Raw genomic sequence first — 12,921 nt, 5'->3', positions numbered from 1 at the left:
GGTCACGACTGCCCGCTTGAGCGCGCTGTGCTGGATTCTTGTTCCTGGATGTTGAGTTTTTCGCGGCGGCTTATGCGGGCGCTGGTGAACTCTTGGGCAATATGATAAAGCGGTCCTTCGTTGGATAGGCTGGCCATGTTCAGTATGTACTCGCCCAGTACAAGCAGTACCAGGGAAATTAAGAAGAACATGCCTGATTGTTGCAGCGAAAGGCTGATCCAGCCTTCGGCAATATTGTCTTTGTAAAACGCAATAAACAAGACATACAGGGAATACAGCAGATTGGCCACCGCACCGAACAGGGAAAGTGTAGTAACCAGGCGCATAGGGGCGCGGGTGGTTGAAACCAGCAGGCGCATGCCTCGGTCTACGCTGTGGCCCAGTCGTCTTGGCTTGGCAGTTCCGGGTAATACGCTTTTGTAATGCAATGTGGTTTTGGCAAAGCCCCCGGTAGCGGGCAAGTGGCGGTATGTGATTGCAGGTTGGGGGTGCTGCAATATGAAGTTCACGACTCGTTTACTGAGCACGCGATATGGTGGCGCCTCATTTGCCAGATTGATTCCACTAAGACGTTTGTACAGAATGTTGAACGTGGTAAAGGCCAAGCGGTAAGCCAAGGTTCTTGGGTAGGGTTGCTGGTTCAGGGCGAAGACGACATCGGAGCCACTGACGGCATGCGCTAACATTTCAGGCAGGAAATCGAGGTCATCGGCGACAGGATTGAATACGGCCACAAAATCACCCAGGGCGTTTTCAAGTCCCACCCATGACGCCGTGTCAGTATCCACTTCTTTGGTTAGTGCATAAACCTGCAAGTTCGGCAAACCTTGTTCGCTGGCAAGAGCCTGAAGCGTGCTGATGCTGTTATCAGTAGATGCATTGTCAACCACGATGAGCTCGTAGTCGCTGACCAAGGGGGACAGTTTTTCCGAGATATGGGTCAGCATAGGTTCAAGTTGCTCTGCTTGATTGCGTACTACACAGACCAATGACAAGAAAACAGGATAAAAGATCATGTGGCTCCCGGCAGATCTGTGACGGAGGTAAAAACCAGAAATGCAAGACAAGGACGGAAGGAATAGGCTGAATGTAGCATTTTATGTCCAAGTCTAATTGGGAGAGTAGATATAAAAAACCGGCCTGCACAGGCCGGTTTTTCATTTCAGCCCTAAGGCCTAGCCACGATTGGCTTGCAGCACGGTCAAGGCCGTCATATTAATGATGCGGCGTACGGTCGAGCTGTAAGTCAGGATGTGTACAGGAGCATTGGCGCCCATCAGGAAAGGACCGATGGCCACGTTGCTGCCAGCAGCAGTCTTTAGCAGGTTGTAGCTGATGTTGCCAGCGTCCACGTTCGGGCAGACCAGCAGGTTGGCCGAGCCTTTCAGCGAAGAGTTAGGCAAGGTGCGGCTGCGCAGGGCTTCGTCCAGCGCGCAGTCGGCGTGCATTTCGCCGTCCACTTGCAGTTCGGGAGCCTGTTCCTGAATCAGCTTCAGGGCCTCGCGCATCTTGGGACCGGAAGCGGCCGAGTCCGAACCGAAGTTGGAGCGCGACAGCAGGGCGACCTTGGGTTCCAGGCTCAGCGTGCTCAACATGCGGGCGGCTTCAATCGTGTATTCCGCAATTTCCTGTGCGTTCGGGTCGTCGTTGACGTGCGTGTCAGTCAGGGCAACGGTGCGCTCGCCCAGCAGCAGGATGTTCATGGCGGCGTACACGCTGGAGTCGGGTTTGCGACCGATCATCTCGTCGATGTAGCGCAGGTGGTTGTGGTAGGAACCGATCGTGCCGCAGATCATGCCGTCGGCATCACCCAGGTGCACCATGGTCGAGCCAATCAGGGTCAGGCGGCGACGCATTTCCACGCGAGCCATTTCCTTGCTGATACCGCGACGGCACATTTTTTCCCAGTACGTGGTCCAGTACTGGTGGAAACGGTCGTCAGACTCGGGGTTGGTCACTTCCACATCCACGCCCAAACGCAGGCGCAGACCAAATTTCTTGATGCGGGACAGCAGCACGGCAGGGCGGCCAACCAGAATCGGGTGGGCCAGCTTCTCGTCCACAATCACTTGCACGGCACGCAGCACACGTTCTTCTTCACCTTCGGTAAAGACGATGCGAGCCTTGCCGCCTTCGCGCACCAATTGCTTGGCTACGGCAAACACGGGCTTCATGAACGCGCCGGAGTGGTAGACAAACTGTTGCAGCTTGGCGATGTAGCCTTCCAGGTCAGCGATAGGGCGGGTTGCCACGCCTTCTTCCATGGCGGCCTGGGCCACGGCGGGGGCGATGCGCACGATCAGACGTGGGTCGAATGGCTTGGGAATCAGGTAGTCGGGGCCAAAGCTCAGGCCGTAACCACCGTAGGCTGCGGCCACGGCTTCGTCCTGCTCTTCTTCAGCCAGAGCCGCAATCGCGCGGGCAGCAGCTTTTTCCATGCCACGGGTAATCGTGGTAGCGCCCACATCCAGCGCACCGCGGAAGATGTAGGGGAAGCACAGCACGTTATTGACCTGGTTCGGGAAGTCCGAACGGCCGGTTGCCATGATGACGTCATCGCGAGCGGCTTTGGCGACTTCAGGCAAAATTTCGGGGGTGGGGTTGGCCAGCGCCATCACGAAGGGACGGTCTGCCATTTTCTGCAGCATTTCAGCTTTCAGTACGCCACCGGCGGACAGGCCCACGAACACGTCAGCATTTTCGATGACATCAGCCAGCTTGCGTGCTTCGGTTTCTTTGGCGAAACGGGCCAGTTCAGGAACCTGGTGACCAGGGCGGCCTTTGTAGACCACGCCGTCAATGTCGGTGACCCAGACATTTTCTTCGGGCAGGCCCATGTCCACCATCAAGTCCAGGCAAGCCAGTGCGGCCGCACCGGCACCGGAGGTCACAACCTTGATCTTCTTGATATCTTTGCCGACCACTTTCAGGCCGTTCAGGAAAGCCGCCGTCACGCAAATGGCGGTACCGTGCTGGTCGTCGTGAAAGACGGGGATGTTCATGCGTTCGCGCAGCTTGCGCTCAACTTCAAAACACTCGGGTGCCTTGATGTCTTCCAGGTTGATGCCACCGAAGGTGGGCTCCAGACCGGCGATGATATCCACCAGCTTGTCGGGATCGGTTTCGTTGATCTCGATGTCAAACACGTCCAGGCCAGCAAATTTCTTGAACAGAACGGCCTTGCCTTCCATCACGGGCTTGGAGGCCAGGGCACCAATATTGCCCAGACCCAACACAGCGGTACCGTTAGAGATCACGCCCACCAGATTGCCCCGGCCGGTGTAGCGGAAGGCGTTTTTCGGGTCGACCACGATTTCTTCGCAGGCGGCAGCAACACCAGGGGAATAGGCCAGGCCCAGGTCACGTTGGCTGACCAGGGGTTTGGTCGCGGCAATGGTGACTTTGCCGGGAATGGGGAACTCGTGGTAATCCAGGGCGGCTTGTCGATCTACAGGTGAACTCATCGTGTCCTCTTGCTCAGGCGCCAAACAGGTGTTTGGTGAAATCCAGGGAAGGCGTGGCGAATAGTGCGCCAGCGCCGGCTTTCAACAAGTGTAGATAATTAAACAGTCCGCAGTATTAGGGCTTATTATTGCCCTATTAGTAAATGCTTATAGATAGGGGCAAAGGCTTGGAAACAAACGATATCGCCCATCGCCTGGTACAACGACTCAGGTTGCGTCACCTGGCTCTGCTGATCGAGATCGACCGCTTGGGCTCGCTGACCAAAGTGGCGGATTTAATGGCGATGACTCAGCCTGCGGTCACTCAAGCCTTGGCCGAGGTGGAGCAAGTCTTTGGCACACCGCTATTCCTGCGTTCATCGCGTGGTATGGAGGCAACAGCGCAAGGGCAGATCGTGATTTCACGTGCTCGGGCCATGGTGCAGGACATGGAGTTGCTGAGTCTGGACTTGCAGGCGCACAGCATGGGACGACAAGCACATTTGCGGCTGGGGGTGATTCCCCTGGTGTCCGGCAAGCTGGTTTCCACGGCCTTGCGGGCAACTCGCCCTCAAGGGCAGGTGGTGTCCGTCAGCATCACCGAAGGGCTAACGGAAACGCTGCTGGAACAACTGCGTGACCACGCTTTGGATGCAGTGGTGGCGCGCAGCTCTCCGGACTTGAATATGAAAGGGCTGCGCCATGAAGCCTTGTACGCGCAGCAACCACGCTTGATTGCCAGCCGGGAGCTGGCGGGGCGATTGGGCCGACGCAAGTTGGACTGGGCGCAATTGCAGGATCTGGACTGGATTCTGGGACCGCGCAATACCCCGATGCGGCGGCAGGTGGCGAATCTGTTTTTGCGGGCAGGCTTGTTGGAGCCGGTGCCCAGTGTGGAAACCTCTTCACCCAAGCTGATCGGTGAACTGATCGTGAATCACTCCCGTGCTGTGTCTGTGGTCCCGACCGAAATTGCTGAAGAATTGGTACGCGTGTCCGGCGTGGCGATTGTGCCGTACTCCTTTGAGTGGGGCTTGTCGCCTATCGCGCTTTTTACGCGGGTGGCCGGCCAGCAGCGTCCGGTGGACAAGTTGTTCGCGCAGGAGCTGAAACGGGTGTGCACTGATAAGACGGTGCCCTTGGAGCGGGGGGCTTTTTTCTACTAATGTCGTTCTGTCTGCTGCGGGCTGATTGCTAGTGTTACACCGTGAGCGCCCTATGCCGAGCGGGCAGGGCAAGGGCTGGAAGCAGGTTGTCATATCTGCTCAAAAAACCGGGGCAGCTCAGTGATAAGAACCGCCCCCCGCTTTCATGCTCAGAAGTCTGGAAGGAGGGGCGGTGTACGGCGCCTGGCTTATTGCTGCCGGGACTACGCAAGCAGTGGCTTACTGGTTCACATACCAGATGGCCTTGGTTTGCTGGTACTGATCCAGGGCCTCCATTCCCTTGTCCTTGCCGCCAAAACCGGACAGTTTGAAGCCGCCAAAGGGCGCGGTGATGTCGCCTTCGGAAAAGCCATTTACCGAAACGGTGCCTGCCTTGATTTTGCGCGAGACACGCTGCGCCCGCCGTACATCAAGCGTGTAGAGGGAGGCGGCCAGGCCATATTGGGTATCGTTTGCCAAGGCGATGGCTTGCTCTTCTGTCTCGAAGGTCGTGATGGCCAGAACGGGGCCGAACACTTCCTCCTGGAACAGGCGGTCTTCCGGGGTGATGTGATCGAAGATGGTGGGCTCGATATACCAACCACTGCCCAGGTTACTGTGAATGCGCCCCCCATGAACCAACTTGGCGTTTTTGCCGGGGTTCTGCAGAAAGCTGGCCACTTTTTCAAAGTGCGCTTGTTCTACCATCGGCCCGATAGACACATCCGGGTCCGTAGGCAGACCTACTTTCCAGGAGTTTAGCCCCTGTTTGAGTTTTTGCAGTAGCGTATCTTTCAGGCTGCTGTGTACGATCAGGCGGGAGCCGCAGCTGCAGTTTTCGCTCATGTTCCAGAATGCGGCCGCCAGGATGGACGGAACTGCTTCGTCCAGCAGGGCATCCTCAAAAACGACCTGGGGGCTTTTCCCGCCGCATTCCAGCACGACCTCCTTCAGATTGCTTTCTGCGGAATACTTCAGGAACAGGCGGCCCACTTCGGTGGAGCCGGTAAACGACACAATGTCCACGTCCCCGTGCCGGCCCAAAGGCTCTCCGACTTCCTCGCCTGTGCCTGTGATCAAGATCAGGGCTCCTGCGGGAACGCCTGCCTGATGTGCCAGCTGTGTCATGCGGTAGGCGCTCAGGCTGGTTAGCTCGGACGGTTTCACAATGACCGAGTTGCCGCACACCAGCGCAGGGGCAACTTTCCAGGCGTACATTTGAGCCGGGAAATTCCAGGGCAGGACGGCCGCCACCACACCAATGGGCTCCTTGGTGATCAAACCCAGTGCGTCGGAGCCGGTTGGGGAAATTCGGCCAAAGCATTTATCGGCCGTCTCTGCATACCAGCTGAAGGTATCGATGGTGGCGGGCATGTCGGTGTTCAGGCATTCAGTAATGGGCTTGCCTGCGTCCACACAATCAAGTGCGGCCAGTTCCTCGGCGTGTTGCTCCAGCAAGGCTACCCATTTGAGCATGATCTTTTTGCGTTCTGCCGGAGACAGTTCAGACCACTCGCCGGACTCAAAGCTTGTGCGCGCGGCAGCGACCGCTGCTTGTACATCCGAGGCTTGGCCGGCAGCGATTTTGCCAATTACGGCCAGGTCGATAGGGCTGACGTTATCGAGCAGGGCCGAAGCCGTGGTTTGATAGCCAGGAATCAAATGGGAAGCGTGCAGCTTTCCGGCGCGGGCCAACTCAAAGACAGTCTCTTGTTGCGTGGGCATTCAAGCCTCCTGTTCTACTTGATAAGCGTTGATCTGGGCCAGGAAGTCATCTCGTTCCTGCGCGTCGACTGGCAGCAGAGGCAAGCGTACCGAACCGACATCAATGCCGTGACGCACGCAGCCCAGTTTGGCTTTCTGGTTGTAGTTGCCAGACTCCATGGCGGCAATGGCGGGCAACATGGCAGCCATCATGCGACGTACCGTGTCCCAGTCTTCTTGCTCGGCGGCTTTCAGCATTTGGACCTGCTCGGCAGGAAACACATTGGCCCCGCCACTGATCCAGCTACGAACTCCCCAGAACAGGAAATCGGCTGCCTGGTCATCGCAACCACAAACAACCTGAAAATCGGGCAGATTGGCATTGACCATGGCAACCACCCGGCTGAAGTTGCCGCTGCTCTCCTTGATGCCCACAATGTTCTTGACCTTGGCCAGTTCGTAAACGGATTCAAGCTCGATCTGGATGCCAATGCGTGCCGGGAAGTTGTACATGACGATGGGCAGTTCAGTGGCCGCGGCGACCTCCTTGAAATACGCCACCACTTCATTCTGGCCGGGCAGGCTGTAAGGGGTGGGAGAGAGCATCAGTGCCTCATACCCTAGCTCTTCCGCTTCACGGATTCGGCTGATGGCTTCGGCAGGCGACATGGAGTTCACGCCGGCAATCAGTGTTGTACGGCCACGGCCAGTTCTGGCAACAATCTCCAGTACGCGGCGACGCTCCTGTGCACTGAGCGCGTAGTATTCGCCCGTGGTTCCACAAGCCACGATGCCGCCTACTCCGGCTTCAATAAAACACTCAACCAGACGTTCCAGCGCAGCTTCGTTTAACTGGTTGTTGGCGTCAAAGGGGGTAACGATGGGAACGAGGATTCCGTTCAGATTCATGATGTCTCCAGATTATTAATAGTTGATCTATCGGTTTATTCAATGACTTTGCGGGTGAAGGCGCTGAGGTAGGCCATCAGCGTCTCGGAGCCCTGCAAGGCCTGTTCGGGGTTTCCATCCTGGATGCCTTCGGCCAGGGTCAAATGAGCTTGGGCTCCGGCCTCCAGGTCCCCTTCATATTGATAGGCGTACCAGAACCGTCGGCACTGAACGATCATGGGAGTGACCGCTTGCACAGCAAAGGTGTTGCGACAGGCCTGGTGGATGACTTCGTCCAGATGCTGGTCGGCCAGCATGTAGGCGTCGATATCCTTGGCGTCGGCAGCATCCACCATGGCCTGGGCGTGACCGAGCAAGGCGCTGCGCTGGGCTGGAGTCGCCCAGCGGGCGGCGCCCTGCACAATCAGGCGCTCCAGGACACGGCGCGTTTCAATCAGAGTCAGATGTTCAGCCACACGGATTTCACTGACACGCAGGCCGCGGCGGGGCTGTTGCTCGATCAATCCCAAGGCCACCATGCGCATCAGGGCTTCACGCAAGGGGGTGCGTCCCAAACCTGTCATTTCCACCAAATCACTTTCTACAATGGCCTGACCAGGCTCCAGTTTGAGAGTGGCAATTAACTGCTCAATTGCTTGATAGGCGATTTCAGCGGCACGAGAAGAGGGGGTGGGGGCGCTACTCACGGAGACTCCAATATAAAAATTGCGTTAAAAGCCGGACACTTGCTGGGGTAGCCAGGTGGCAATCGCCGGAAACAGGGCGACGATCAGCAAGGTCAGCAATTGAGCAAGAATAAACGGCACTACACCTCGACAAACTTGTCCGTAGGTCATGTCTTTCGGGGCAATGGACAGCAGGTAAAAAATGGAAGAGGCCAGGGGCGGTGTCAGATAGCTGGTCTGAATGACAACGATCACCATCACGCCAAACCATAAGGGGTCCAGCCCGGTAGCCACAATAAAGGGCAGGAAAAGCGGAACGCAAATCAGCACGTTCGCTGTCCAGTCCAGTACAAAGCCCAGCAGAAAGACGATGCCCAGGAACAGAATGATCGTACCTGTACTGCCCAGTCCCAAGTCGCTGGTCAGCATCTGTACCAGCTTGGCACCACCATTGGCCGCGAAGGCGCCGGTAAACATGGTGCCTCCCGCCACGATCAGCATGATCATTGCCGTAATGCGTACCGTGATTCGCAAGGCTCCACTGAAAACTTCCCAGTTGAACTGACGGTAGAAGATGCACAGAACAGCGGCGGCAGCAGCGCCCAAGGCGGCGGCCTCGGTGGGTGATGCGATGCCTTTCATCAAGGAACCCAGAACAGCGATGATCAGCAGCATCATGGGAACCAGACCACGCATCGTGATACTGATTTTTTCTCCCAAAGGTCGGCGCATATCCTCGTCATCTGCCCGTGGGCCCAGCTCCGGCTTGAGCGTGGTGGCGATCAGGATGTAAGCCACAAAGAGCGTGGTCATCAACAGGCCCGGAAAGAGCATGGCAGCAAACAGCTCGCCAACCGGAACCTGTGCCAGAGAGGCATAGACGACTGCGACCACCGAGGGAGGAATCATGGTGCCCAGGGAACCCCCGGCGCAGATCGTGCCTGCGATCAGTGAGTTGTTGTAGCGAAAGCGCTTCATGGCCGGGATGGCCATCAGCCCCACCATGATTTCTACCGCGCCAACCACGCCTGCTGCAGCGGCAAAGGTCGCCGCCATGGCGATGGTGGCAATGGCCAGCCCGCCTGGCAGGCCGCCCAGCCATAACTGCATGGTGCGAAACAGGCGTGCGGCAATGCCCGAGCGCTCCAGCAGGGCTCCCATCAGCACAAACATGGGAATCGCTGACAGGATATGGTTGGTGGCCGCTCCATACAAAGCACCATACATCTGGTCAAAGACCATGGGGCCAAAGGCGTACCAACCGGCCAGAAAAGCGGGCAGGATCAGCGCAAAAGCCACAGGCATGCCCTGAAAAATCAGCAGGAACAGAGCAGGGAACATCAGTCCGGCGATCCATAAATTCATGGGCTCACCTCGACGTCAGCAGTGTTCTGTTCTTTGACCGCACAGCGCAAGCCATGGGCCAGCAGTTGCAAGGTAAAGGCGATCAGGCCAATGGCAATGCAGGCGTAGAAGGGCCACATCACCGGCGCCCAGGGGCTGACCATTTCGACTTCGTTCAGCTTCCAGGCCATCCAGGCTTTCTGTATCCCGACTTTGCTCAAGATGGCAAACAGCGGAAACAGCACCAGCAGGTACAGGAGCACGTCAGACATACGGGCCAGGGACTTGGGCAAGTGCTTGCGAACCACATCAATACTGATGTGTTCGTTCTGACGCATCACCCAGGCCATGCCCAGCAGAAAAATAGCCCCATTCATCATGTACGCCACATCAAAGGCCCAGACGGTGGGGGCATGCAGAACATAACGGGCAAAGACTTCCCATACCATGGCGGTGACCAGGATTGCCGCCGCCATTTCCGCCAGCCGAGCGCTTGCAAGAGCGATAAAGTCGATCAGTTTTGAAATAGGCTGCAGCATGGCAGCTCTCCTTCAGAAAGTGGGACTTAGTCTCGGATCAGGTAATTGCTTTCACTGCGCCAACGGTTCAGGAATCCGTCGTAATCAGTCAGCAAATTCTTCATGTAGTCGTTGCCCGATTGCGCTTGCGCTTCGGCTTTCTTGTGTACCCAATCATTGCCGGCATCCGCCAATTGCTTGATGAAGGCCGGGTCCAGAGTGATGACTTCATTGCGACCCTGGCGGTACTTCTCCATGGCTTTGATGTCGGCGTTGTAGAAGTAGTCCAGGGATTGGTGGGTGGTCAGTTCAGCAGCGGCCTCGATCAGTTGCTGCAAATCGGCCGGCACTTTATCCCAGGTTTCCTGCTTCAGGACGACTTCCCACATAAAGGTGGGCTGATGCACACCAGGGACCACAATGTATTTGGCGGCCTGATGAAAACCTTCGGGGGTATTGGAGGAGGGGGTAGCCCATTCCACCGCATCGACCCCTTTGCGCTGCAACAGGGTGTACGTGTCGCCGGGTGGCACCACGGTGGGAACGGCACCGAAATAGTCTTTCATTACGTCCGCCCAGGCACCGGAAGTGCGATATTTCAGGCCTTTCAAGTCCTCTGCAGTTCGGATGGGGGTGTTGGAGTGGGCCAGCACTTCCGTCGAACCCAAACCGACAATCATGGTTTTGAGACCGTTTTTGGAACGCAGCTCCTGCAGTTTTTCCTTGCCGCCGCCTTCATACAGCCAGACGCGATAAGCATCAGGTCCCATGCCACCGGGGTAGCCAGCAAAAATGGCATTGGCCGGGTCCTGGTTGACCAGGTAGCTGGAGGTGGAGTGCCCCGCCTCTACCACGCCGGTCTCTACCGCTTCAAAAACTTTAAGGGCGGGAACAATAACACCTGCTCCAAAGGGCTGAATCTCGACACGATCCCCCGTCATGAGCTTCACGTTCTTTGCAAAACGCTCCAGAAAATTCTGATAAAACGGGGAGCCTTCGGGTACGGAAGTTGGTACGCGCCAACTGATTTCGGCCGCTTGCGCCGAGGCCATGCTGCTCAGCAGAAACAGGCCGGCCAGGGTGGATGCAACAAGTTTGGATTTCATGTTTGTCTCCGGTGGTTTTTTTATAGAGTCCAGCTCCGTCGCAGGCTGGCGGCCAGCGTCAAAGCATGGGATGGATCTTAATATTTTCTAAATATATTAACAACATATTTAGATTGGGGTTTGTCCTAGAAAGCGCCGGAGGTGGCTTGCTGATTGGGTTTCGGTGTTCGTTTTGGATGGTGGAAGGACAGGGTAAGGGCGTTCCAGACCTGGTTTTGACGCGGATTTTCAGCGGTGAAATCATTCGTGATGCGGATTTTTTCATGCTTGTTTGAAGCACTGCGGGGCAGCCTTGTTGAGCTGTTTCAATCCTTTCGTCCCCGCGGTCTAGCTGGTACACTTTGCGACTGCTTTTTTAGAAGCGCACGGCGGCAGGACAGGGTCTTTGGACCGTTCTTTTGCTGTAGCACTTTCGGTAGCAGCAGGCAGGAAAATAGCTGGTTGTTTACAAACAAGAGAGGGCGTCGAATCTACTCTTGCGTGTTGTAAAGCCTGGATTCCTGCGGTGCATGTAGTGTCTGGCCCGCCTGGGCCCACTGCGCAGACAAGCCACCGGGCCCATAGTTAAATGGATATAACTTTCCCCTCCTAAGGGAAGATTGCAGGTTCGATTCCTGCTGGGCCCGCCATTCTTATGCATGACGCCTGCCCGGCTTCATGGTCCTGAAGGCTCGTTCTGATAGGCCGAGCTTTGATATCCCACTTGATGATTAGCATCCTGTGCTTTTTGCGCAGGGCTGTTCGTGCCCGCTCGTTTTCTTTTTTCGAGCCAGCCCTGTTTTGAGCAACAAGGCTGGCTTGAGCACCTGACTAATCGTTCATGATGACAATTCAAGAGTCATGCGCGCTATGGAATGCGGGAGGCGCTAATGGAACGGTCGATTGTCAAAACCCGGAGATGAGCTTCTGGGGTTGTGTTGCTGTCCCCATGCTTTGCCGGGATTTCTTGTTGAGGACAGATAGTCATCTACATTCCCGGTCCAGAGCTTGAATCCCAGACAACTTTTCCATTTGTCTTGTTGATAAAGCCAGTGAGTTTGGCAAACGGAGCAGCGAAACAGGCTCTGTGCTCCCTGGTCTCCATAGTCCTCTGTTTTGGTGACGCGTTCCATATAAGCATGCTTAGGTGTATACGCTTTGGAAAGCGGCAGAGTCTGGCACAAAATACACATGGTTTTATGGTCAATCTTGCCCACTTCTTGCTCCTTTTTAAATAAAGGCTATGGGAAATAGCGTGTTTTAAAAAAAGACAGCAATGTACTTTCTACAAAAACTATCAAACTGAAAGCAAGATAGTCAGCCTGCATCTTACAAATCTTGTTGGGGCTTGGGTAGTGTCAGCTGTAAAAGGATATTTCGTTCGGAAATACCCGTAAAAAAAATAGAGGAGTTCTTGTCTATCCTTGCATCAGACAAGGGGATAAGGCTGGGTCAAATCGTTTGGCTGGCTTGTCGTCGGTGTGACTCAAGTCGGTGGCAGGAAAATCAGGTGTGTCCTTGATCGAGCTCTGTTTGAATTTTGCCCAGTTTCGTTTTTATTTGAAATATATGAGGCGGGCTCCCGACTAAACTGCTTTTATTTATAAGGAATTTGCCATGAAAAACGACAAGCGTTCCTTGAAAAAAGACCCGTTTTCCTCCTCTGCGTGCAGGCAGGAGGAGCCACCCGTGGTCAAACCTTGCAAGCCAGATTCTGTAGACAGTTTGTTTGACTGCTTTGCCAAGACCGTGACCCGCTTTGCCGGCTCGCCCATCATGTTCTCTGTTGCTGTTTTAGCCGTGCTGGTCTGGGCCTTGTCCGGGCCTTATTTTAATTATTCGGAGACCTGGCAGTTAATTATCAATACCGGAACCACGATTATTACTTTCTTGATGGTGTTTTTAATTCAGCAAAATCAGAATAAAGATAGCAAGGCACTGCATATAAAACTTGATGAGCTGATTATTTCACTGACCGATGCCAATGAGCGCTTGATTGATGTTGAGGAACTGGATGAAAAGCAGCTCAAGAAATTGGAGGCCTATTATTCCTCCATCGCGTTGAAAGCACGCCGACGTCTGGACGGCGATACATAAAGATAAAAGGG

At 55.4% G+C, this 12,921-nt stretch carries 10 protein-coding genes and 1 tRNA gene; 3 read left to right on the top strand and 8 right to left on the bottom strand.

Annotated elements, in window-relative coordinates; genetic code table 11:
- Positions 1-2: 2 nt before the first annotated feature.
- Positions 3-1,016: a glycosyltransferase gene (locus tag ACFPDR_RS11005; RefSeq protein ID WP_376911132.1), complete on the bottom strand. Its 1,014-nt coding sequence runs from the start codon at positions 1,014-1,016 to the stop codon at positions 3-5.
- Between the two features lie 159 nt (positions 1,017-1,175).
- Complete coding sequence (locus ACFPDR_RS11000) at positions 1,176-3,464, bottom strand: NADP-dependent malic enzyme (RefSeq protein WP_035271015.1); 2,289 nt, start codon at positions 3,462-3,464, stop codon at positions 1,176-1,178.
- Between the two features lie 143 nt (positions 3,465-3,607).
- Between ACFPDR_RS11000 and ACFPDR_RS10995 the strand changes: the two genes are divergently transcribed.
- A complete protein-coding gene (locus ACFPDR_RS10995) occupies positions 3,608-4,609 on the top strand; it encodes a LysR substrate-binding domain-containing protein (protein WP_083054089.1) in 1,002 nt (333 codons plus the stop codon).
- A gap of 219 nt (positions 4,610-4,828) precedes the next feature.
- Here the strand turns inward: ACFPDR_RS10995 and ACFPDR_RS10990 are convergent, their stop codons facing one another.
- Genes ACFPDR_RS10990 through dctP form a run of 6 tightly spaced genes read right to left on the bottom strand, consistent with a single transcriptional unit; the run spans position 4,829 to position 10,834 of the window.
- The gene (locus ACFPDR_RS10990; protein WP_376911131.1) at positions 4,829-6,313 is read right to left on the bottom strand and encodes an aldehyde dehydrogenase; all 1,485 of its coding nucleotides are present in this window, start codon (positions 6,311-6,313) and stop codon (positions 4,829-4,831) included.
- The gene (dapA, locus tag ACFPDR_RS10985) at positions 6,314-7,201 is read right to left on the bottom strand and encodes a 4-hydroxy-tetrahydrodipicolinate synthase (protein WP_035271009.1); all 888 of its coding nucleotides are present in this window, start codon (positions 7,199-7,201) and stop codon (positions 6,314-6,316) included.
- A gap of 35 nt (positions 7,202-7,236) precedes the next feature.
- A complete protein-coding gene (locus ACFPDR_RS10980; protein WP_035271006.1) occupies positions 7,237-7,887 on the bottom strand; it encodes a GntR family transcriptional regulator in 651 nt (216 codons plus the stop codon).
- Between the two features lie 24 nt (positions 7,888-7,911).
- Entirely contained in the window at positions 7,912-9,231 is a 1,320-nt protein-coding gene (locus ACFPDR_RS10975) for a TRAP transporter large permease (protein ID WP_045930984.1), read from the bottom strand.
- A complete protein-coding gene (locus ACFPDR_RS10970; RefSeq protein ID WP_009461299.1) occupies positions 9,228-9,749 on the bottom strand; it encodes a TRAP transporter small permease subunit in 522 nt (173 codons plus the stop codon). Before ACFPDR_RS10970 ends, ACFPDR_RS10975 begins: the two co-directional genes overlap by 4 nt.
- A gap of 26 nt (positions 9,750-9,775) precedes the next feature.
- On the bottom strand, positions 9,776-10,834 hold the full coding sequence (gene dctP / locus ACFPDR_RS10965) for a TRAP transporter substrate-binding protein DctP (protein WP_035271004.1): 1,059 nt from the start codon (positions 10,832-10,834) through the stop codon (positions 9,776-9,778).
- A 554-nt stretch (positions 10,835-11,388) separates the two neighbouring features.
- Here dctP and ACFPDR_RS10960 point away from each other — a divergent pair.
- A tRNA-Arg gene (locus ACFPDR_RS10960) sits at positions 11,389-11,463 on the top strand.
- A 967-nt stretch (positions 11,464-12,430) separates the two neighbouring features.
- Positions 12,431-12,910, top strand: coding sequence for a low affinity iron permease family protein (locus ACFPDR_RS10955; protein ID WP_376911130.1), 480 nt, complete (start codon positions 12,431-12,433; stop codon positions 12,908-12,910).
- Positions 12,911-12,921 lie beyond the last annotated feature (11 nt).

It is taken from the genome of Alcaligenes sp. GCM10023179 (genome assembly GCF_042653705.1).
GTDB lineage: Bacteria > Pseudomonadota > Gammaproteobacteria > Burkholderiales > Burkholderiaceae_B > Alcaligenes > Alcaligenes phenolicus.
The sequence above is the reverse complement of the archived record's forward strand: the minus strand, read 5'-3'. Positions and strand labels throughout refer to the sequence as shown.